Origin of the sequence: Nocardia flavorosea (assembly GCF_015477805.1) — a bacterium.
GTDB classification, from domain to species: Bacteria; Actinomycetota; Actinomycetes; order Mycobacteriales; family Mycobacteriaceae; genus Nocardia; species Nocardia flavorosea_A.
In genome coordinates this window covers 925,598-945,715 of sequence record NZ_JADLQL010000001.1, presented here as the reverse complement: position 1 = coordinate 945,715, position 20,118 = coordinate 925,598, and the positions used below count along the sequence as shown (strand labels likewise).

Sequence of the window (20,118 nt, the reverse complement as noted above, 5' to 3'; positions counted from 1 at the left end):
TCCGTGTACACCGATCGGCGCGAAGTTAGGATTGACTGTCCTAACTTACGCGGATTATTGTTGGACCGGCCCGGAGGCTCGGGTCTGTTTCTCATTTGGCTCGAAGGGACCGCCATGCCAAAGCTCATCAGGATTGTTTCCGCCGTGGTTTTCGCCGCTTTACTGGGTCTGGGCCTGGCCCATCCCGCCGCGGCCGATGTGTCGATTCGCGACGGCAAGGTCGGCGACCTCTACATTCGCGACGAGGTGCCGAATCTCGGCCAGCTCGAGCGGCAGTTCGCTGCTTTCTGGAATCCGAATATCGGTATCGCCCCCAAACTCGAGGTCAGCTATAACGGCGCGCAGGCGCGGGGCGCGATCGAGAAGGTCATGGCGAACAGTCAGACCATGGATTTCTTCTCGATCCAGGGCCGCGCCGTCGGCAATGTCAATGTCTCGGGTAATTCCATGTCGGTGCGGGTCGAGGGCGTGATGGCAGGCTTCCCGGCCACCTCCACCAACTATCACTTCGTCCGTGAAGGCGGTCTGTGGAAGTACGACTGGAAAGCGATCTGCGCCGAAATGCAGTGCGCCGGTAACCCGGACTTCGGATACTGATTCCCCGCACTATCTCCGCAGCGACTCCCCGGCGCCGCGACGGCCGAACGGGGAGTCGCTGCGCGTATGCGCATCTGCACCAGCAATTCACCTCGTTCAGGAATGTATCGATGATCAGTGTTCGCGGCGTGTCCAAACGCTTCGGCGACAACGTAGCCGTAGACGATGTCAGCTTCGAAGCCGAACCGGGCTCGATCACCTATCTGCTCGGGCCCAACGGCGCCGGCAAAACCACCGTTATGCGGATGATCGCCGGCCTGACCCGGCCTACCGGCGGGAAGCTCACTATCAACGGTAAGGGCCTCCTGGATTTCCGGGACACCATAAGCGAAATCGGTTTCGGTCTCGGCGCGTTCACCCGCAATCCCCGGCATACGGCGACCCAGCATCTGCTGTGGCAGGCGCGCTTGGGGGGAGTGCCGGCGGCCGCCGTCGGCCGGGTACTGGAACGGGTCGGGCTGGAAAAGGTCGCTCGACGCCCGGTCGGCAAATTCTCCTACGGCATGCTGCAGCGACTCGGTATCGCCGCGGCGCTACTGGGCGATCCGCGGACTCTGGTTCTGGACGAACCGGCCAACGGGTTGGACGTCGAGGGCACGCTGTGGTTGCGCGAACTCGTCACCGGGCTCGCCGCCGAGGGGAAATGCCTGCTGGTGGCTTCGCACAATCTCACCGAGGTCGAAATCACCGGTGATCGGATCGTCATCATGGGCAAGGGGAAAGTGCTGTCCGATACGAGCAAGGACGAGTTGGTCGTCCGTGGCTCCGGCCCGCGACCGCTGGAATCGGCTTACCTCGAACTCACCGCGGACAGCGTCGAATACACCACGGGCAAGGGGGAACAATGATGCTCGCTCGCTATCTTGTTCGCTCGATCCGCAGCGAACTCACGAAACTGTCGTGGCATAACCCGCTGTGGTACACGATCGTCCCGCTCGCGATCCTGATTCCGGTGGCGCTCAACTTCGGCATCGCCAAGGCATCCCAGGCCCAAACCATCAACGGTTACGGCGGAATGGAGACCAGCAATACCACCTACTGGGTGCTGATCTTCTCGACTTTCATTCTCATGTCGGGCGCGGTGTCCTCGCTGAGCAATGAATTCAAGGACAAGACCGTCGAGACGGTCGCCGGAATCCAGGCCCGCCGCTGGCTGCTGCCTGTCGCGAAGCTGATCGTGTTCGGCCTGCTTTCCGGTGCGGTCGCCGGAGCGACCACGCTCCTGCTGCTGGGCGGCTTTCCGTATCTGTTCCCGGACGTATGGGGCGATGTGGACGCCTTCTCCGGCACCGGTATCCGCCTGCTGATCTGCGTGCCCGTTTTCACGATGCTGGTCTGTGCTCTCGGCCTGGGATTGGCCGCACTCCTGCCGAAACCCGGCCTGGTGGTGATGATCGTGCTGCTGTGGAAATTCGGCATCGAAGTTTTCGTCACTTTCGTCAACAACGACCTCGGGCGCATGCTGCAGCGGTTGTCGCCGTTCAAGAACGGCGAACTGGGCGTCGGCCAGCTCTCCACCATCGAAAGCTACTTCGGCGGCCCGAACGGATCACTGCTGTACTTCGCGGTGCCGTGCCTGATCATCTTCGTGCTCGGCATCCTGCGCCTGTCCACCGGCGATATGAAAAGCGACTGATCGAGGCCGGGACTCCGGTGCGCACCGCTCGGAAAAGCGGTGCGCACCGCCGCATTGTCAGCGGCGTTCCGCGGCATGCCGGTAGCCGCGGGACGCCACCGGGCCGAACACGACGATCAGCCCGATCGTCCACAGCACCGTGGCGGCCAGTGGCTGCGCCACCGGCCCGCCCTCGGTCAAACCACGAACCGTGTCGATCGCCGGTGTCATGGGCTGATGGCGGACCACCGGCTGCAGCCAGCCGGGGTACTCGCCGACGGGCGCGAAACCTCCGTTGAAGAACAACAGCAGCAAGAAGAAGCCATTGAGCTGCTGGACGGCCTGCCGGCCGGAGGCAACCGTCGCCATGGCGATCACCGGTACCGCGATCCCGACCGCGAACAGCATGGCCACCAGCACCGCGCCGATACCGGCAGCGATGCCCTGCTCGAACCGGAACCCGAGGGGGACCGCGACGGCGAACAGCACAACAGTGGCTATCCCGGTGCGCAGTGCTTCGGCGAGCAGCCGTCCGGCAAGGAAACCGGGACGTGGCACCGGCAGCGTCCACATCCGGGCCAGCAGCCCGGTATCGCGTTCGTGGATGAGGCTGATGGCCGTGGCCAGCGTGCCGAACAATGCACCCACCAGCGCCACCAGGCCGGTGTTGCCGAAGATGCTGTCACCGCCGCCCATCGAGGTCACGGTTTTGCCCAGCACCAACTGGAACATCAACAGCATGAAGGCGGGAAAAACTATCGACTGGACCACGATCCCCGGATCGCGCGACCAGGATCGCAGTAGCGCACCCGCCTGGACGATCGAATGGCGCAGTACCGGCACGGTCTGCCGGCGCGGCCAGGTTGCTGGGTATGTCATCGTCTCCGTCATCGTTTCACCTGCGCTCGACCCGCCACCACAATTGCCGTAACGCCGATGGCGAGCAGCGCCACCGACCAGAGCAGCACCGCGAGTGGTTCGACCGCGGAGCCCGAGGCGAGCGCCCGGAGCGTGTCGGCGTAGACCGACATCGGCTGATTGCGTACGAACGGCTGTACCCAGTCGGGGAATGCCTGCGCGGCGACCAGGCCGGTCGATTCCATCACCAGGATCAGTTGCGGGATCATGAGAACGCTCGCGATCGACACCGAATTACGGGCCACCGTGCCGATCGCATCGGTGACCATGCTCAGCGCCGAGCCGAATACGACGACGAGAAGGACGAAGGAAAAGGTTTCCACGATCGTGCCCTGGAACCGGAAGCCCAGGGCGCAGCCGATGGCGAGCCCGCCGCCGAGCGTCAGGACCATCCGCACCACGACCCAGGCCATACGCCCGAGGAACGGGGCGACGCGCGGGATCGGCAGCGACATCATCCGCTCGTGCACACCGGCGCGTGCGTCCTGCCCGGCGGTCTCGGTCGCGGTGATAGCGGTGAACAGCCCGGCCTGCAAAAGAATTATCGGCGTCAGGAATTGCGCATAGTCGCCCCCGCCGAGTTCGAACTGGCGGTGCAGCGGCGTATAGAAGCAGAGGAAGAACACCACCGGCCCGAAGACGGCGAAGATGACATCACCCGAGCGGATCGCGGCCGAAATCTTCTGGCGGGCGAGCGTGGCAGTGGCCGGTACCAGCCCGACCGAACTCCGGGGCACGGCAGTAGCGGTGGTATTCATGGTCGGCCCGTGCTCGACAGCGGTCGTCGTCATCAGACCGTCTCGGTCAGTTGGAGGAACACCTCGTCCAGCGAGGGCTGGCGCAGGCCGATATCGACCACATCGATTCCCGCGGTGTCCAATCGGTCGATAACGCCGGACACCGTCGCCATCCCGTTCGGCGCCCGGACCACCAGTCGCGGATGGGCCTGCGGCCCCGCGGCCGTGCCGTCCGCCGGTGATTCGACGAGTTCCAGCCCCTCGAGCAATTCGAGGACCCGGGCCGTATCGGCCCGCTCCACGAGGGTCACTTCGCACACAGCCGCGCCCACCTGCTTTTTCAGCTGACCCGGCGTACCGGCGGCGACCACGGTCCCGCGGTTGAGCATCACGATGCGATCGGCGAGCCGGTCGGCTTCCTCGAGGTACTGGGTGGTCAGCAGGACCGTGATCCCTTCCTTCCGCAGGCCGGCGACGGTATCCCAGACCGCGGCGCGACTGCGTGGATCCAGACCGGTGGTCGGTTCGTCGAGGAACAGCACCTCGGGCCGGGTGACGAGGGCGCCGGCGATATCGACCCGGCGCCGCATCCCGCCGGAGAGTGTGCCGACTCGCTGATTGCGCACCGCGGTGAGGTCGAACTGCTCGGCGAGTTCGTCGATGCGGGTGCGCAGTCGCGACCCGCGCAAACCGGTGAGCCGGCCGAACACGGACAGGTTCTCCACGGTCGTGAGCCCCTCGTCCAGAGACGCGTATTGCCCGGTGAGCGAGATATGTTCACGCACCCGGGCCGCCTCGGCGACCACATCGTCACCACAGATCCGTGCGCTGCCCGAAGTGGGGCGTTGCAGCGTGGACAGCAATGTGACCGTTGTGGTCTTACCACTTCCGTTCGGGCCGAGCAGGCCGAGTATCTCGCCGCGTTCGACCTCGAACGAGATACCTTTGAGGGCCGCCACCTCACCGTATGTCTTGACGAGATCGGTGACCTTGATCGCAGCCACATGTACTCCTTCTATGGAGGTCATCGCATCGGCACCGGGTTCTCTGCGGGTGCGGCGAAGCCACCCCGTCCGGCACTTAGGGAAGGCTATACTATCTTTCGTTGGTGTGGGGGGAATGGCTGTGCCGCCGAGGCAATTCGGAAATCCATGCCGGTCGGGTTCCGGCAGAGCCGAACTCGCAGGCTGCTCAGGTCCGGCGTGTGCACGGAAGAGATCGGGATCGGTCCAGACGGTTGTGGGCCGGCAACGACACGAGGTGATCGCGGACGTCCACCTCCTGCTCACTGTGGCGAGGGCTGCTGTTCGGCCGCCGGGCGGACACCGGCTGAAGACGGCGCCTGTCACCTACCGTGGAAGCGGTTGCGGTAGTACCACGGTTCCGGGCAACTGGCGGGATTTCGGCAGGTTCCGGCCTTGATCAACTCCGCTCGGAACTCAGCGGTGGCGTTCGGATGATGTGCCAGATTTTCACGCAGCGTGAAGTCCTGGTCCCCGTGCCGGTCCGCTTCCAGTGCTGCGACGTGCCTTAGCGCCGCCGGCGGCACGCCGGGATTCGTGATCGCGTTCCACCGGACGGGGTTGTCCTCATCGACAATGAGACGTACGAACGCGTCCGCCGGAACGTTGGGATTGCGGGCCGTCCACAGCCGGACCGGCAGGACCGGATCCGCGGCCAATTCGCGCAGGCGATCCGGGCCGGTCATCGGATCCCGAGTCTCCAAGACTCGGCGATACACACTCATCCGCTCCGCACGCGAGCGCACCACACGTGCACACATCTGGAAAGCATGCCACCTCGGACAGCGCGTCGCCGGTCGATCAGTTGGTACTGGGATCCAATAAATTACTTATAGTTCCTAAGGAATATGGTGGAGTGATGGACACCGCGATATCTGTGGGTGACGGTATTTTCCGGATCCCGGTTCCGATCACCGGTAACCCGCTCGGGAACACCCTCGTATACGCCCTGGAGTCGCCGCGCGGAATTGTGCTCATCGATGCCGGCTGGTACGACGACAACGCGTGGGACGGGCTCACTGCAGGGCTCGAAACCATCGGTTTCTCGGTGCGGGATGTCGAAGGTGTCGTTCTCACCCACTTCCACCCGGATCACAGCGGCTTGTGCGGCCGGGTGCGGCAGGTTTCGGGCGCGTGGATCGCGATGCACGAAGCCGATCATTCGCTGTTTGCCGATATGACAGCGGACAGAGACGCGGCGTGGTTGGCGGGTCAGAAGAAGAACCTGGCCCGGGCCGGCGCCGCCGACGCCGATGTGGAGGCATACGAGCGCGCCGTGCACGAGGAGACGCGGGTGAGCCGCGACTCGGCTCCCGACCGCACTCTCGTCGACGGCGAGCGTATTGCGCTCACCGGCCGCGACCTGCGCGCGGTCTACACCCCGGGGCATACCCCCGGCCACGTGTGCTTCTATCTCGAGGACGCCGATGTGCTGTTCACCGGCGACCACATTCTCCAGAAGACGACACCGCACGTCGGCAATTTCGTCTACCCGCTCGAAGCGCGCGACGCGTTGGCGGAGTTCACCGATTCGCTGCGGCGGGTGCAGGCAATGGGCGTCACGCGCGGGCTCGGCGCGCACGGGCTTCCGATCGACGACGTCGGGGGTCGCGCGGCGTCCTTGATCGACCATCACGAGGAGCGACTGGATCACCTGTACAGCGCTTTCGGCGATGACCGGCTCACGGTGTGGCAGGTCGCCGAGCGGATGAAATGGTACAAGCCGTGGGCGGAGATCTCACCGCTGGGAAAGAACATGGCGCTGTCCGAGGCGGCTGCCCACCTCCGTCACCTCGTGGCAAGAGAGCTCGTTGTCCAGGTGCCGGGTGAGGAACCGGCCCGTTTCGCTCGTAGGTAGGGCTTCCGTTCGGGTCGACAGAATCCGACCCGGCGACCCTCGACACGGGCTCGATGGCCGGCCTCGGCAGCCGGGCCGGACCAGCGAACAGGCCGGCCCGACCGCATTCCGGATACCGCGATCGTGTCCTCGGCCGGGATCGGTCAGTGACTGCCGGGCAAACCGGGCATCGCGCCCACGTCCGGCCAGCACATCCTCGATCAACGCGTGGCGGCGGCGTTCGTCGAGCCGAACCCGGTCGAGTTCCGCACCGCGATAGGAGGTGACCAGCGCCGAGGACATGCCGTCGATGACCGCCCACATCGTCGTGCCCATCTCCCGGAAGTCCGGCGCCGGCAGCGCGCCGCCCCGGTCCAGCAGCGCCTCCCAGACGATCCGCCCACCCAGCCGGAAGGTGCGCAGCATCGCCTCCAACGGCACGCCCTGTACCGCCCGGTGCGCGCCGATCGCCGCGGCGACCTCGTCGTGCTCGGCGTGGAGCTCGTTCTGCTCGACGCGATCCAGCACCCGACCGAGGAACCGCCGGCAACCTTGCTCCAGGTCCACCCGGGCCACTGCCGAGTAGTCGGTCCACTCGGGATTGTCGGTGAAGATCGCGGAAATGAGCCGTTCGGTCAGCACCGCGGTGTCTTCGCGGCATGCCGCCACCAATTCCGCGGAGCTCGTCACGGGCCCGGAATGATCGGAGTCGGCCACGTCGGCCACAGTACGTCCAGGCCGCGTCCCCGATGCAGTCGGTGTTTTCGATCAGCCCCGAGGCTGCATCGCGTGGTCTCGCCCGTGCATCCGGGGATGGGCTACCATCGAAATTAGGGTGGCCTAATATCGAGAGGTGGCGCAGTGGAGTCGATCAAGGCGGGGGTCTGGCAGCGAACGCGGGGCCGTCGGCTGTTATCGCTCGAATTGTCCGTTGCGGGGATCGGTTCCCTCACGCCGGGATTCACTCGCGTCGTCCTGGAAGGAACGGCTCTGGACGAATATCGCGACCCGCATCCGGCCGACGCATTCAAACTCATGCTGCCACCTGCGCGGATCTCCGCGGTGCCGACACCGGCACGCAGCGGGTCCGGGCTTCCGCAACGGCCCGACGATACCGTGGAGCCGGTACTTCGCGCTTTCACCGTCCGCGGATTCGACCCGGCGGCACGCCGGTTGACCATGGACGTGGCGCGGCACGATCACGGTGTGGGAATCGACTGGCTCGCTGCCGCGCGCCCCGGCGACCCGGTATCGCTGTCCGGAATGCGACCCGAATGGGCGGTCGGCGCCGGAATCCGTGATCATGTGCTGATCGGCGACGGCACCGCACTCCCGGCCATCTCGGCCATTCTCGACGGTCTCGACCCGGATCATGCCGTATCGGCATATGTCGCCACCCCGGACCCTGCCGATATCGAACTCGTTGCGCCCCATCCGAAACTGACGCTGCACCACCTCGCCGATATCACCCGGGTCGTCGATCACGCACCTGCCTCGATAGCCGGCGGTCGCCGAACTCAGGTCTGGGTCGCTGCCGAAGCGGCCGCGGTGCGCGATATCCGCGCGCATGCCGTCGGTGTATGGGGAGTCGATCGCTGCGATCTCCTCGCCAGGGCTTACTGGAAACGTGGCGTCACCAGCACCGAGAACGATTCGGTGAACCTGATGGCCTATCGGCATGCCGCCACCGCCGGTGCCGATATCCGCGATCCGGAGTTGGCCGAGTCCATCGATCTGGGCGGCGTCGGCCGCGATCTTGTGCTCGAGCCTCGGGCGACGCCGATCAGCTAGACGAATCAGACCGGACAGTCGGCTTTTCCGGGAATGTCCGGCACAATCAGCAGATGGAGTTCACACTGGCGGTCACGGCCCAGCCGGACAGCCACCATTTTTCGATTATCGTCGAGCCGGAGGCGATGACGTATGAATTCCCCGCGGCGGGCAAGGTTGTTCTGACGTTCCGCGGACCGGATTCGATGTCGGCCGAACTGTCGCACTATCCCGACCTGCTGGTCATCTGGCGGCCCCCGGACACCGAGGTCTGGGCCGGGACGGCGGACGGGGAGAAGCAGCAGATCGGTGGGTTCGCCGATAATCCGGCGCCTGGATTCGACACCGGCGGGAAGCGGTTGGATCGACCACTCCGGGAGACGGTCGAGCGGATCTTCTACGACCGGCCGCCGACGGACAGTTCTTCTCGGTGAGCAGGCTATAGGGCTCCACCAGCACGGTGGCCGACGGAGGTAGTCGTCCGTCCAGGGGAGCGAACGGGACCGGTACATCGAGTTTCGGAGAACAGTCAACGACGCAGACCCGGCTGCTTGCCAGCTCCGACCCCGGCGGAACCGTATGCGGCGGCACATCCGATCTGCCGGCCGATCCGGGTGAGTAGCCGGCGGGTCAGGCCGGGGTCGTCGGTCGTATCCCGGTCGGTGTGGTCGCCCAGGGTGTGCATATCGGTGAACCCTGCGGCGCCCCAACGGTCGGGGCGCAGGGTGCTCCGGCCGGCGACAGCGACAACTGGAACGGGGTATGAGCGGCGGGCCACCACTGTGGGCAATTTGCCGTTCACGGTCTGCTCGTCGATACTTCCCTCCCCGGTGACGACCAGATCGCACCCGGGTAGATGGCGGTCGAAGTCGAGCAGATCGAGGAAGTAGCCGGCACCCGATACGATTTCGGCGCCGAGCATCAACGCGGCAAAGCCCATTCCGCCCGCGCTACCAGCTCCGGCCGCCTCCGCGGCAGCTCTCGCGTCCGGGTAGCCACTACGGGCGAACGCTTGTACGAGGTTGTTCAGACCGGCGTCGAGAAACCGCACCTCTTCTCCGGTGGCCCCCTTCTGCGGGCCGTACACTGCTGCCGCACCGTTCGGCCCGAGCAGGGGATTGGTGACATCGCCGGCGACCACGATCTCGACTCCGGTGAGCCGCGCGGCCCGCGAGGAGTCGATCGTATGGACTCGCCCCAAAGACCGTCCGCAGCCACGCAGTCGTACCCCGTTCGCATCGGCGAACGTGTAGCCCAGCGCAGCGAGCAGTCCCATCCCGCCGTCGGTACTCGCGCTGCCGCCGAGGGCGAGGACCAATCGGCGCGGCCGATAACGCAGTGCTTGCGAGATGGCTTGTCCCATACCGAGGCTGCTCGCGTCCAACGGCAGCTTGCGACCGTTCGGCAGGGTGGTGAGACCGCAGGTGCCGGCGACCTCGATCACCGCGGTGCCGTGGCCGGCGGCGATCCGCCCGTATGCCGGGGTACCCGCCGCCCCGGCCACAGTCACCGGTCGTGGCGTGAATCCGGCCGCGATCGCCGCGTCCACGCTCCCGTCACCGCCGTCGGCCAGCGGCATCCGGTGACTGTCGACCCCCGCCGCCGCCAAGCCCTCCGCCAGCCGGTCGGCCACCTCGGATGCCGAGAGGCTTCCCTTGAACTTGTCGGGGGCAATCAGGACCTTCACGCGGTCGGCTTCCTGTCGGTATGTGGGCGGTGGATCGAGTATCAGTCCGCGTGCGCTGCCGCGCCGAGCAATTCCCGGACCCGGTTGGCGACGCTGATGAATTCGGGCTGTTCCATCGTCGTGGCGTACTCCCGGTGGGCCGGCAGGTCCACGTCGAGCAGTTCGACGATCCGGCCCGGCCGCGGGCTCATCACGACCACCCGGTTGGCGAGGTAGACCGCCTCGGCCACCGAATGGGTGACCAGCAGGACCGTTGTGCCCGTTTCGCGCCAGATCCGATGCAGTTCGATATTCATCCGTTCCCGGGTGAGTGCGTCGAGCGCGCCGAACGGCTCGTCCATCAGCAGCACTTCCGGTTCGTGCAACAGGGCCCGGCACAGGGAGACCCGCTGCTGCATACCGCCGGAGAGTTCGTGCGGCAGGGCGTTCTCGAATCCGCCGAGCCCGGTCATCTCGATGAGGCGCGCGCATTCGGCCTCGGCCGCCCGTTTGTTCAAACCGCGCATCTCGGCCTGGAGCAGGATGTTCTTGCGGACGGTCCGCCATTCCAGCAGTGCCGACCGCTGGAATACGTAGCCGATATTGCGCTGTGCCCCGCGTACCGGGACGCCGCCGAGTTCGACGCTGCCCCCGCTCGGATCGGTGAGGCCGGCGACGACTTTCAGCAGTGTCGATTTGCCGCAGCCGGACGGGCCGACGATCGAAACGAATTCGCCCCGGCGTACGTGCAGCCCGATATCGTGGAGCGCGGTCACCTCGCCGCGTTTGGACGAGAACCGTACGGTCAGGTCCGCTACCGCGACGGCGGTATCGGTGCGGGGGAGGGTGTCGGTGGGTGTGCTCATATCGTCACCTGCTCCGGTCACGGCTTGCTGGTGGGGGTGAACGCCGATTCCCAGTACTTGGCCGGGTCCTCGGCCTTGTCGAGGAGTTTCGCATTGCTGAGGACCTCGACGGTGGCGCGCCAATCGGCTTCGGAGTTGGTGCCCGGCGCTGCACCTTCGGTTTCCGGCGTGCTGAGCAGCGGGACGGTCTGCTGCCACTGCTGGAGCAGGACCTCCTGCGGCGGCAGTTGCGGATCCTTGCCTTCCATCGCCGCTACCGCGGCCTCCGGGTGCGCGACGGCCGCGGCGAAGGCCTCGCTGGTCGCATCGACCATGGCCTGTACCAGCTCGGGTGAGGATTCGATGGTGGCCTCGTTCGCGATGAGCCCGTTGCTGAAGAAGCTCAGTCCTTGGTCGGAATACCGCAGATAGCGAACCTCCCGGCCGCTCTTGTTCGCGATGGTGGGGCCCTGATCGTGCGCGAACCCGATGAGGCCGTCGACGCGGCCGGAGAGCATCGCCGACATCTTGCCTGCCGAGTCGAGGCTCTGCTGGGTTACCTGATCCGCCGCAACGCCCGCTTTGTCGAGGTAGACCGGGAAGGTGGTGGTCGGTGCGTCGCCCGCGGAGACGGCGATCGTTTTCCCTGCCAGGTCTGCGGGTGTGCGGATATTCGAATCGGCGAAGACCTGCACTGCCGACGGCGTGGTCTGGAGGAATACGCCGACGCTTTTGACCTTCACGCCCTTATCGATATTGCTCAGCACGGCCGGGGTATCGGCCCAGCCGAAATCGGTCTGCTGGGAGCCGGTGGCCTGTGTGGTTTTGGTGGAGCCCTGGCCGGCCGAAATATCGAGGTCGATTCCGTGCTTGGCGAATATGCCCTCCTGCACACCGTAATAGAACGGGGCGTGTTCCCCATAGGGATACCAGTTGAGCATCAGCGACACCGTGGTGGTCTCCCCGTCGGCGCCGGGGTCCTTCGCGTCGTTGCCGCCGGCCCCGCAGCCGGTCGACAACAGAAGTGAAGCAGCCGCAGCGGCGGCCATCGTCGTGAGTCTGCGAGTTACGAATTTCATGCGAGTTCTCCAGCTGTGGCGTGAATGCGGTGGTTCGGCATGCTCAGACCGTGCCGACGGCGGAGGCCGTGGATCGGCGAGAGGCGTGCCAGGGGATAAGGAACTGTTCGGCGATTTCGATGATCGCGAACAGGATGATGCCCAGCAGGGACATGATGATCAGGGCGGCGAAGAGCATGGCGGTGTCGATATTTCCGTTGGCTTGCAGAATCACGTAGCCGAGGCCTTCGTTCGCGCCGACGAATTCACCGACGACGGCACCGGTGACCGCGAGAGTGGCGGCGATCTTGAGGCCGGACATCAACTGCGGCAGTGATGCCGGAAAACGCACCTTCACGAACGTTTTCCAGTTGCTCGCACCCATGGTGGACGTGAGTTCGAGTATTTCGGGATCGACCGAGCGCAGCCCGGCCATACCGGCGATGACGATCGGGAAGAAAGCCATCAATACGGCGACGAGGATCTTGGGGCTGGTGCCGAACCCGAGCCAGACGATGAACAGCGGAGCAATCGCGATCTTGGGGATGACCTGAGCGAAAAGGATGAGCGGATACATCGTCCGCTCGACGCCGCGGGAGTAGATCATCACCAGTGCGACGGCTTCGCCGATCACTGCGGCGATAACGAAACCGACCACGGTTTCGTAGGTGGTGACCCATGTGTTCTGGAGCAGATACGCCGAGTTGTCGGCGGCGGTGCGCCAGGTATCCGCCGGTGACGGCAGAATATACGGTTCGACGAGTTCGAATTCGGTGACGGCCCACCAAGCGGCGACAAGCACTGCCACCAGGGCGAGCGGCCGCCATATGGACGACCATATTGTGGATGGGGGTGGGAGTTTCCGGCGCCGAATGCGAGCGGGTTCGGTCGCTTTCGGTGCGGAGGAACCGGCCTCGACGGACGTGACTACCGCCATCTGGAGTCCTAAGAGCTAGTAGTGGAGCGGGGTTCACACTACACCCGCCGGGAATGCGCTTTCCGACGCTGGAACAGAGGCTAGTGTGACCGGCCACACAGTGTCAAGGGTTTCGTGTTCGTGCAGGTCAGGCCCGTCGCAAAATACTGCTGTCGCGCAGGATCACGCGACCCGGCACGAATTCGTGGATATGTGCGGCCGTCGCGGAGTCGTCGAGTGCGAGCGCCACGGCACGTTCGCCGATGTCGACCAGCGACAGCGCCACCGTCGAAAGGCTCGGCACATGATCGCGCAGCGTCGGGATATCGTCGAACCCGGCGACGCAGATATCATCGGGCACCGTGAGGCCGAGTTCGCGCCACGCCGCGATCGCTCCGATGGCCATCACGTCGCTGACGGCGAAAACGCAGGGTGTTATGTCCCCGGCCTGTCCGGGGCGCAGTTCCAGTGCTGCGGCGAGGCGGCGAGCGGCGCTGAAACCCCCGTCCCGGGAGAAGTCGCCCGCGATTTCCACCAGCGGTGTCACGCCCTGCGTCGCGAGCGCTTCGACGAAGCCGTTGCGCCGGTCGACGGCGGTCCTGATATTGCCCGGACCGCCGATCACCGCGAAATCCCGGTGGCCCTGCTCGAGCAGGGCGTAGGCGAGTTGAGCAGAGGCTGCGTGGTTTTCGGGCTCCACTGCGGCACCGAAGGGGAGCGGCTGTCCGACCACGACCACTTTGCCGTTGTTGTCCAGGTATCGCGCACAGTCTTTCTCGAGATCGCGGTCGAGATCGCCGCTCTGGCGCGAGCCCGCCAGGATGATCGCGTCGGCGCGATGGGAGATGAAGGTGCTCACGGATTCGCGTTCGATATCGAAATCGCGTTGTGTGCTGGACAGCAGGACGAGTTTGCCGGCGCTGCGTGCCGCCGCCTGCACGCCCTGCACGATCGAGGAGAAGTAGGGGTCGGCGATATCGTGCACGACGAGTCCGATGAGGCCGGTCGAGGCCCGTGCAAGGGCCTGGGCTTGGGCGTTTGCCACATACCCCAGCTCGGCGGCGGCCGCGCGAACCCGGTCGGCGACGTCTTCGCCGGGCACCCGTGCCGAACCGTTCAGCACTCGGGACGCGGTTGCCTGGGAGACGCCTGCCCGGTTCGCGACATCTTGCAATCTCACAGCCGCCATGGCTTCGTGCCTCGTTTTCTCGTGCGCGTGGGGTTGACCGGACTTCGGGACTAGCATAGCTTGGAAAGCGCATTCCGACGCTGACTTGTCCACTCGACAGCTGCGGCTCCCACCGCGCCGTCCACGACCCATTCCGCGGTCGTCAGCCACGCAAATCAGAAGAGGCACCCAGCCATGCCCGATTCCTCTCCGCAGCGCACGCTCCGCATCGCCATGAACGGTGTCACCGGCCGTATGGGCTACCGCCAGCACCTGGTGCGTTCCATCCTCCCGATCCGCGACAGCGGCGGGCTGCTGCTCCCGGACGGCACCCGTATCCGGGTGGAGCCGGTCCTCGTCGGCCGCAATGCCACCAAACTGGCCGAACTCGCCGAACGCCACGAGATCGCCGAATGGAGTACCGACGCCGCCGCCGTGATCGCCGATCCCTCGATCGATATCTACTTCGACGCCCAGGTCACCTCCCGGCGCGCCGAGGCCCTGGCCGCCGCGATGAAGGCGGGTAAGCACGTCTTCACCGAGAAACCGACCGCCGAAACCTTGACCGAGGCCGTCGAACTCGCCCGGGTCGCCGCGAACGCCGGGGTCACCGCGGGCGTCGTCCACGACAAGCTCTACCTCCCCGGTCTGGTGAAGTTGCGCCGGCTCGTCGACGAAAACTTCTTCGGCCGGATCCTCTCGCTGCGCGGCGAATTCGGATACTGGGTCTTCGAAGGCGACGGCCAGCCCGCCCAGCGACCCAGTTGGAACTACCGGGCCGAAGACGGCGGCGGCATCGTCGTCGACATGTTCTGCCATTGGAACTACGTGCTCGAGGGGTTGCTCGGCAAGGTCGAGGCAGTCACCGCGAAGGCGGCCACCCACATCCCCACCCGGTGGGACGAAGCGGGCAAGCCGTATCCGGCCACCGCCGACGATGCCGCCTACGGGATCTTCGAGATGGAGAACGGCGTGATCGCCCAGATCAACTCGTCGTGGGCGGTGCGCGTGTACCGTGATGAGCTCGTCGAGTTCCAGATCGACGGCACGCACGGATCCGCCGTCGCCGGCCTGCGCAAATGTGTTGCCCAGCATCGCTCGCACACACCGAAACCGGTCTGGAACCCGGACCTTCCGGTCACCGAGCCGTTCCGCGACCAGTGGTTGGACGTGCCGGCGAACGCGGAGCTCGACAACGGATTCAAGTTGCAGTGGGAGGAGTTTCTCACCGACGTGGTGAACGGACGGCCGCACCGCTACGGGATGCTCTCCGCCGCGCGCGGGGTGCAACTCGCCGAACTGGGACTGCGTAGCTCCGCAGAAGGCCGCCGGATCGAGATCCCGGAGGTGACCCTGTGACCGCGGCATCCACGGGTGTGTCGGTCGTGCTGCCCCTCGGCGGCCGGCTCGAAACCTACGTTCTCGGTGCTCCGGGCGCGTGGACGCGGCCGACACGGCCGATCACCTCGCGTGTGGCCTTCGCTGCCGCGCATGTCATTCCGCGCGCTACGGCGGACAACACACCAGGTGCGCCCGCCGCCGTCGATTGGGACGCGACACTGGCCTATCGGCACGAACTGTGGTCCTACGGGCTGGGTGTCGCCGACGCCATGGACACCGCCCAGCGCGGAATGGGGCTCGACTGGCAAGCGACAGCGGAACTGATCCGGCGCTCCGGCGCCGAGGCCGCGTCGGCCGGTGGCAGGCTGGCCTGCGGAGCCGGAACCGATCAGCTCGACCTCGCCGGGCTACCCACCGGACCGGCCGGTCTCGCCGCGATCGTCGACGCCTATCGCGAGCAGATCGACGTGGTCACCGAGGCCGGAGCCCAGGTGATCCTGATGGCTTCCCGGGCGTTGGCGCAGGTCGCCCGGTCGGCAGCCGACTATGTATCCGTCTACGAGAAATTGCTGGCCGGCGTGGATCGGCCGGTGATCCTGCACTGGCTCGGCACCATGTTCGATCCCGCGCTGTACGGATACTGGGGTAGCGCCGATATCGACACCGCCACCGAGACCTTCCGCATGCTCATCGAGAACAACCGATCGAAAATCGACGGAGTCAAGGTTTCACTGCTCGACGCGGCACACGAGATCGCCCTGCGACGCGCGCTCCCCGAGGGCGTGCGGTTGTACACCGGCGACGATTTCAACTATCCGGAGCTGATCGTCGGTGACGCGCAAGGGTATTCGGATGCGCTGCTGGGCATCTTCGCGGCGATCTACCCGGCCGCGTCCACCGCGCTACAGGAACTCGACACCGGCAATTCGACGCGGGCGTCGGATATCCTCGGCGCCACCCAGGCGCTCGGGCGCCATATCTTCGCCGCGCCGACCTATTACTACAAGACCGGAATCGCGTTCCTGTCCTGGCTCAACGGCAGGCAACCCGGTTTCTCGATGGTCGGCGGGCTGTCCACGGGACGGTCCGTGACCCATCTGGCCGAACTGTTCCGGCTCGCGGACAAGGCTGGGCTCTTGTCGGACCCGGAACTGGCCGCGCATCGCATGCGGATATATCTCGAACTGAACGGATTGACGTCATGACAATGCTTGCGGCACAGGAGTCTCCGTTCGATCCGGCCGATCCATACCGTTCACTGTCGCTGAATACCGTGACCACCAAGCGATGGACACTCGCCGAAGCGGCCGACGGCGCCGCCCGCGCGGGGCTCGGCGCGATCGGATTGTGGCGCGATCGTGTCGACGAAATCGGTGCCGCGTCGGCGGCAAAGATCGTCGCCGACGCGGGGCTGCGTGTATCCAGCCTGTGCCGCGGCGGCTTCCTGACCGGACCGGGCGAGGCGCAGGCGGCACTCGACGACAACCGCCGTGCCATCGACGACGCGGCGACACTGGGGACCCGGGAACTGGTGATGGTGGTGGGCGGTATGCCCGACCGTGACCTCGCGGCCGCCCGGGCACTGGTGGACGAGCGGCTTGCACTGCTCGTCCCGTATGCGGCCGAACGCGGCGTCCGCCTCGCCCTCGAGCCACTCCATCCCATGTTCTGCGCCGACCGAGCCGTGGTTTCCACTCTCGGCCAGGCGTTGACGATGGCCGAGCCGTATCCGGCGGACACCGTGGGCGTGGTGGTCGACACCTTCCATATCTGGTGGGACCCGGCCCTCGCAGAACACATCGCACAGGCCGGCGCCGCCGGACGGATCAGCTCATATCAGGTATGTGACTGGCTGAACCCGATGACCCCCGACCCGCTGCTGTCGCGCGGCATGATGGGCGACGGCGTCATCGACTTCGCGGCCATCGGCGGATGGGTTCGCGCCGCCGGTTACCGAGGTGACGTCGAGGTCGAGATCTTCAATGCCGATATCTGGGCCGGCGACGGCCGGGAAGTGCTCGAGACGATGAAGCAGCGCTACCGCGACTTGGTCTTGCCGGCCCTCGTGGACTGAGCGGGGGACAACCTCGGGTTCGGCGGCCGGGCGGCAGTCGAACCGATGAGCGCTCGTCGATATCCCCGACCTACCCGCGCCAGGCTTGTGGACCTATCGGAATTCGTGCACCACGTCGATGCGGCCCACGATGTGGCGGTTGAATTCTTCGAGTTCCTCGGCGGGCACCCACAGTTCGAGGATCGTTTGCCCGCCTGCCTGGCGGACGGGATACCTGGCCGCGAAGTCGGCATCGATTCGGAACCGGGTCACGTAGCCGACGCCCGATGCGGCAACGTTCCAGTCGCGTGCGATGCGTATCGCATAGTCCTCGTTCAACACCGGGTAGAAGATCGGCTGCTCGAGCAGCCGCGGCGGCCACGCCTTCCATTCCGATGCCTCGACCAGCGCCAATTCCTCCGGCCCCGTGGGCCGCCACAGGGTCAGTGTTTTGCGTTCGATCATCGCCATGCCTCGGTCGGTCGGTTCGGCGAATACTGTCCCACGGCCCTCGGTCGGCCATTCCTTATTCGCTGCTGAATCATCCGCCGGCCTCGCTGGGATGTCCAGGGAGTTTGTGCCGCGTTCGCAGAATTACGGCGCAGCTGTTGCGCGGTGCGGCGGACCGATCGGCGAGTCCGGCTGCGCCGCATCGCCGGTAGCGGTTGATTCATCCCGGCGTGCACGCGCGTGAGGTGCTCAGCTCGACTGCCACGTGGGCGACCGGCCGGGTCTTGCACCGCTCGATCAGTCGTCGCCGACCTTCGACGGGCAACGGCGCGTTCTGATGAGGCATCCTCAGCCTTCCTTCTGCATCGCGCCGGTGCGAACTGATCTGTGACCGGCAGTGTCGTGGCGCGTTCTGGTGACCGTGCGCCGGCTCAGCGCCCAGGTGAGTAGTCCGCCGAGTGCGAAGCCGGCACCGAGAACGGCAGATCCTGTCCACCCTGAAGTGGAGTACATCGTGGTCGTGGCGGTCGCGCCGAGGGCAGAGCCGAGCGAGTAGAAGATCATGTAGCCACCGATGACACTGCTGGTCCGGCCCGGGTAGGCAGCGGTGAGAAGAGACTGGCTGCTGACGTGCACGGCTTGCACCGCGAAGTCCAGGACGATGACACCGACGATCACCATCCAGAGTGACCAGGTCGCCTGCCCGGATGCGAGCCAGGACAGTGCCAGCAGTGCCAGTGCAACACCGGTCACGGGATCAGCTCTGCCGGCGTCTGCCCATCGGCCTGCCCGTGCGGCCCCCAGCGCCCCAGCGAGCCCGGCGATTCCGAACATGCCGATTTGAGCCGTGCTCAGCTGCCACGGTCCGGCTGCCAGTGGCAGCGCAAGACCGCTCCAAAGCGTGCCGAAGGACGCGAAAAGGAAGAATGCGATCAACCCGCGCGAGATGAACAGCGGCTCACGGAAGAGGTGCCCGAGCGCGGTCAGCACGTCGCCGTAGGTTCTGCGATTTGAACGGGGGTCTGCCGGCAGCTGCTTCAGAACCACGATCGAGAGCACGACGAGCAGCAGCGTGAGCGTGACATAGACGCTTCGCCACCCCCACAGGTCAGTGAGGAATCCCGCCAGGACGCGGGCCCCGAGGATCCCGATGATGACACCGGAAGTGACGATTCCGAGCGTGCGACCACGCTCGGTAGGCGCCGACAGGTCGGCAGCGAATGCGACGGTGGTCTGTACGACAACGGCGAACAGCCCCGTCGTCGCGAGACCGATGAGCAACAGCCACGCAGTCGAAGTGACCGCCGCCACCAGCATGCCGACGGCGACGAGAAGGAGTTGACCCCCGATGAGCTTGCGCCGGTCCAGCATGTCCCCCAAGGGAACGAGGGCAGCCAGGCCGACCAGGTAGCCGATCTGTCCTGCTGCCACGATCCATCCCAGGTCGGACTCGGGCACTCGCAGGTCTCGCCCGATCTGCGCGAGTACGGGCTGGGCGACGTAGATCGTCGCGACGGCGGCCGAGCAGACCGCTGCGAGCAGCATCCTTTGGCCATACGTGATGCCCACACCTTCTCCAATCAGTAGCACTTTGCAACTGTTTGGAGTATGGCAGAATGGTTTCGTTCTGCAACTCATCGGGAGGTGTCATGGAGCCGGTCGTACGCCTCGACGGCGCAACCTGGACCGACCCGACATGTCCGGTCGCGCGTACGCTCGACCTTGTCGGGGACCGGTGGAGCCTGCTGATCATTCGCGATGCGATGGACAGTGCTCGGTCGTTCACCGACTTCCAACAGCGCACCGGGGTCGCGCGTAACATCCTCACCGACCGGCTCCGTCGCCTCGTCGATCACGGCATCCTCGAGCGAAAGACAGCCGAATCCGGACGCCGTCAGGTCTACGTACTCACCGACCCGGGCCGCGACCTCTTCACCGTCATCGTGGCTATGCGTCAGTGGGGCGAGCGATACACGTTCGCCGACAACGAGGCGCGCTCAGTTCTCGTGGACGAGAGCGGCCACCCGCTCGCCCGGTTGCGCCCTACCGACTCGCACGGGGATCACGTCGATATCGACTCGACCACCGTCGTGCGAAACAACTGATCGGAACACTCCTGGGCACC

The 20,118-nt window shown here is 65.7% G+C and carries 22 protein-coding genes; 10 read left to right on the top strand and 12 right to left on the bottom strand.

Features of this window, described 5'->3' with window-relative positions:
- The first annotated feature begins 114 nt into the window (after positions 1-114).
- The 3 genes from IU448_RS04245 to IU448_RS04235 all read left to right on the top strand — a co-directional run bounded on the left by IU448_RS04245 (position 115) and on the right by IU448_RS04235 (position 2,233).
- Positions 115-597 (top strand): hypothetical protein, encoded by a 483-nt coding sequence (locus IU448_RS04245; protein ID WP_195054145.1) that lies wholly within the window; start codon positions 115-117, stop codon positions 595-597.
- Between the two features lie 110 nt (positions 598-707).
- The gene (locus tag IU448_RS04240; protein WP_195054144.1) at positions 708-1,445 is read left to right on the top strand and encodes an ABC transporter ATP-binding protein; all 738 of its coding nucleotides are present in this window, start codon (positions 708-710) and stop codon (positions 1,443-1,445) included.
- The gene (locus IU448_RS04235; protein ID WP_195054143.1) at positions 1,442-2,233 is read left to right on the top strand and encodes an ABC transporter permease; all 792 of its coding nucleotides are present in this window, start codon (positions 1,442-1,444) and stop codon (positions 2,231-2,233) included. Before IU448_RS04240 ends, IU448_RS04235 begins: the two co-directional genes overlap by 4 nt.
- A 57-nt stretch (positions 2,234-2,290) precedes the next feature.
- Here IU448_RS04235 and IU448_RS04230 read toward each other — a convergent pair whose 3' ends face one another.
- The 4 genes from IU448_RS04230 to IU448_RS04215 form a co-directional block, all read right to left on the bottom strand.
- The gene (locus IU448_RS04230; protein ID WP_228812019.1) at positions 2,291-3,091 is read right to left on the bottom strand and encodes an ABC transporter permease; all 801 of its coding nucleotides are present in this window, start codon (positions 3,089-3,091) and stop codon (positions 2,291-2,293) included.
- Between the two features lie 8 nt (positions 3,092-3,099).
- Positions 3,100-3,921, bottom strand: a complete 822-nt coding sequence (locus IU448_RS04225; RefSeq protein ID WP_195054141.1) for an ABC transporter permease — start codon at positions 3,919-3,921, stop codon at positions 3,100-3,102.
- Positions 3,921-4,895, bottom strand: a complete 975-nt coding sequence (locus tag IU448_RS04220; RefSeq protein ID WP_195054140.1) for an ATP-binding cassette domain-containing protein — start codon at positions 4,893-4,895, stop codon at positions 3,921-3,923. Before IU448_RS04220 ends, IU448_RS04225 begins: the two co-directional genes overlap by 1 nt.
- Before the next feature lie 317 nt (positions 4,896-5,212).
- A complete protein-coding gene (locus IU448_RS04215; protein ID WP_195054139.1) occupies positions 5,213-5,575 on the bottom strand; it encodes a hypothetical protein in 363 nt (120 codons plus the stop codon).
- A 173-nt stretch (positions 5,576-5,748) separates the two neighbouring features.
- Between IU448_RS04215 and IU448_RS04210 the strand changes: the two genes are divergently transcribed.
- Entirely contained in the window at positions 5,749-6,747 is a 999-nt protein-coding gene (locus IU448_RS04210) for an MBL fold metallo-hydrolase (RefSeq protein ID WP_195054138.1), read from the top strand.
- Here IU448_RS04210 and IU448_RS04205 read toward each other — a convergent pair.
- Positions 6,628-7,443 carry a hypothetical protein gene (locus IU448_RS04205; RefSeq protein WP_195054137.1) on the bottom strand — a complete coding sequence of 272 codons (816 nt, stop codon included), beginning with the start codon at positions 7,441-7,443 and terminating at the stop codon, positions 6,628-6,630. The genes IU448_RS04210 and IU448_RS04205 overlap by 120 nt on opposite strands.
- A gap of 144 nt (positions 7,444-7,587) precedes the next feature.
- Between IU448_RS04205 and IU448_RS04200 the strand changes: the two genes are divergently transcribed.
- The gene (locus IU448_RS04200; RefSeq protein ID WP_195054136.1) at positions 7,588-8,517 is read left to right on the top strand and encodes a siderophore-interacting protein; all 930 of its coding nucleotides are present in this window, start codon (positions 7,588-7,590) and stop codon (positions 8,515-8,517) included.
- Between the two features lie 53 nt (positions 8,518-8,570).
- Entirely contained in the window at positions 8,571-8,930 is a 360-nt protein-coding gene (locus tag IU448_RS04195) for a hypothetical protein (RefSeq protein ID WP_195054135.1), read from the top strand.
- A gap of 95 nt (positions 8,931-9,025) precedes the next feature.
- Here the strand turns inward: IU448_RS04195 and IU448_RS04190 are convergent, their stop codons facing one another.
- The 5 genes from IU448_RS04190 to IU448_RS04170 all read right to left on the bottom strand — a co-directional run bounded on the left by IU448_RS04190 (position 9,026) and on the right by IU448_RS04170 (position 14,170).
- Positions 9,026-10,183: a glycerate kinase gene (locus IU448_RS04190; RefSeq protein WP_195054134.1), complete on the bottom strand. Its 1,158-nt coding sequence runs from the start codon at positions 10,181-10,183 to the stop codon at positions 9,026-9,028.
- Between the two features lie 41 nt (positions 10,184-10,224).
- Complete coding sequence (locus tag IU448_RS04185) at positions 10,225-11,028, bottom strand: ABC transporter ATP-binding protein (RefSeq protein ID WP_195054133.1); 804 nt, start codon at positions 11,026-11,028, stop codon at positions 10,225-10,227.
- A 17-nt stretch (positions 11,029-11,045) separates the two neighbouring features.
- Positions 11,046-12,086 carry an ABC transporter substrate-binding protein gene (locus tag IU448_RS04180; RefSeq protein ID WP_195054132.1) on the bottom strand — a complete coding sequence of 347 codons (1,041 nt, stop codon included), beginning with the start codon at positions 12,084-12,086 and terminating at the stop codon, positions 11,046-11,048.
- 43 nt (positions 12,087-12,129) lie between these two features.
- Positions 12,130-12,873 carry an ABC transporter permease gene (locus tag IU448_RS04175; RefSeq protein WP_324188501.1) on the bottom strand — a complete coding sequence of 248 codons (744 nt, stop codon included), beginning with the start codon at positions 12,871-12,873 and terminating at the stop codon, positions 12,130-12,132.
- Positions 12,874-13,129: 256 nt separating this feature from the next.
- Positions 13,130-14,170: a LacI family DNA-binding transcriptional regulator gene (locus tag IU448_RS04170; RefSeq protein WP_195054130.1), complete on the bottom strand. Its 1,041-nt coding sequence runs from the start codon at positions 14,168-14,170 to the stop codon at positions 13,130-13,132.
- A 174-nt stretch (positions 14,171-14,344) separates the two neighbouring features.
- On the opposite strand from IU448_RS04170, the gene IU448_RS04165 reads away from it, so the two are divergent.
- From IU448_RS04165 to IU448_RS04155, 3 genes are read left to right on the top strand one after another with little or no spacing between them, the layout of a single operon-like run.
- On the top strand, positions 14,345-15,508 hold the full coding sequence (locus IU448_RS04165; RefSeq protein WP_195054129.1) for a Gfo/Idh/MocA family protein: 1,164 nt from the start codon (positions 14,345-14,347) through the stop codon (positions 15,506-15,508).
- Positions 15,505-16,695, top strand: coding sequence for a dihydrodipicolinate synthase family protein (locus IU448_RS04160; protein WP_195054128.1), 1,191 nt, complete (start codon positions 15,505-15,507; stop codon positions 16,693-16,695). The genes IU448_RS04165 and IU448_RS04160 overlap by 4 nt, the downstream gene beginning before the upstream one ends.
- Positions 16,692-17,564: a sugar phosphate isomerase/epimerase family protein gene (locus IU448_RS04155; protein ID WP_195054127.1), complete on the top strand. Its 873-nt coding sequence runs from the start codon at positions 16,692-16,694 to the stop codon at positions 17,562-17,564. The genes IU448_RS04160 and IU448_RS04155 overlap by 4 nt, the downstream gene beginning before the upstream one ends.
- A 93-nt stretch (positions 17,565-17,657) precedes the next feature.
- Here the strand turns inward: IU448_RS04155 and IU448_RS04150 are convergent, their stop codons facing one another.
- Both IU448_RS04150 and IU448_RS04145 read right to left on the bottom strand, forming a co-directional pair.
- Complete coding sequence (locus IU448_RS04150; RefSeq protein WP_195054126.1) at positions 17,658-18,008, bottom strand: hypothetical protein; 351 nt, start codon at positions 18,006-18,008, stop codon at positions 17,658-17,660.
- Positions 18,009-18,341: 333 nt separating this feature from the next.
- On the bottom strand, positions 18,342-19,631 hold the full coding sequence (locus IU448_RS04145; protein ID WP_228812018.1) for an MFS transporter: 1,290 nt from the start codon (positions 19,629-19,631) through the stop codon (positions 18,342-18,344).
- Between the two features lie 11 nt (positions 19,632-19,642).
- Here IU448_RS04145 and IU448_RS04140 point away from each other — a divergent pair, with 11 nt between their 5' ends.
- Positions 19,643-20,098: a winged helix-turn-helix transcriptional regulator gene (locus IU448_RS04140; RefSeq protein WP_195054124.1), complete on the top strand. Its 456-nt coding sequence runs from the start codon at positions 19,643-19,645 to the stop codon at positions 20,096-20,098.
- Positions 20,099-20,118: the final 20 nt, after the last annotated feature.

Coding starts and splice junctions, on each gene's coding strand:
- IU448_RS04245 (WP_195054145.1), top strand. CDS start 115: ATGCCAAAGCTCATCAGGATTGTTTCCGCCGTGGTTTTCGCCGCTTTA.
- IU448_RS04240 (WP_195054144.1), top strand. CDS start 708: ATGATCAGTGTTCGCGGCGTGTCCAAACGCTTCGGCGACAACGTAGCC.
- IU448_RS04235 (WP_195054143.1), top strand. CDS start 1,442: ATGATGCTCGCTCGCTATCTTGTTCGCTCGATCCGCAGCGAACTCACG.
- IU448_RS04230 (WP_228812019.1), bottom strand. CDS start 3,091: ATGACATACCCAGCAACCTGGCCGCGCCGGCAGACCGTGCCGGTACTG.
- IU448_RS04225 (WP_195054141.1), bottom strand. CDS start 3,921: ATGACGACGACCGCTGTCGAGCACGGGCCGACCATGAATACCACCGCT.
- IU448_RS04220 (WP_195054140.1), bottom strand. CDS start 4,895: ATGACCTCCATAGAAGGAGTACATGTGGCTGCGATCAAGGTCACCGAT.
- IU448_RS04215 (WP_195054139.1), bottom strand. CDS start 5,575: ATGACCGGCCCGGATCGCCTGCGCGAATTGGCCGCGGATCCGGTCCTG.
- IU448_RS04210 (WP_195054138.1), top strand. CDS start 5,749: ATGGACACCGCGATATCTGTGGGTGACGGTATTTTCCGGATCCCGGTT.
- IU448_RS04195 (WP_195054135.1), top strand. CDS start 8,571: ATGGAGTTCACACTGGCGGTCACGGCCCAGCCGGACAGCCACCATTTT.
- IU448_RS04185 (WP_195054133.1), bottom strand. CDS start 11,028: ATGAGCACACCCACCGACACCCTCCCCCGCACCGATACCGCCGTCGCG.
- IU448_RS04180 (WP_195054132.1), bottom strand. CDS start 12,086: ATGAAATTCGTAACTCGCAGACTCACGACGATGGCCGCCGCTGCGGCT.
- IU448_RS04170 (WP_195054130.1), bottom strand. CDS start 14,170: ATGGCGGCTGTGAGATTGCAAGATGTCGCGAACCGGGCAGGCGTCTCC.
- IU448_RS04165 (WP_195054129.1), top strand. CDS start 14,345: ATGCCCGATTCCTCTCCGCAGCGCACGCTCCGCATCGCCATGAACGGT.
- IU448_RS04155 (WP_195054127.1), top strand. CDS start 16,692: ATGACAATGCTTGCGGCACAGGAGTCTCCGTTCGATCCGGCCGATCCA.
- IU448_RS04150 (WP_195054126.1), bottom strand. CDS start 18,008: ATGATCGAACGCAAAACACTGACCCTGTGGCGGCCCACGGGGCCGGAG.
- IU448_RS04145 (WP_228812018.1), bottom strand. CDS start 19,631: ATGAGTTGCAGAACGAAACCATTCTGCCATACTCCAAACAGTTGCAAA.
- IU448_RS04140 (WP_195054124.1), top strand. CDS start 19,643: ATGGAGCCGGTCGTACGCCTCGACGGCGCAACCTGGACCGACCCGACA.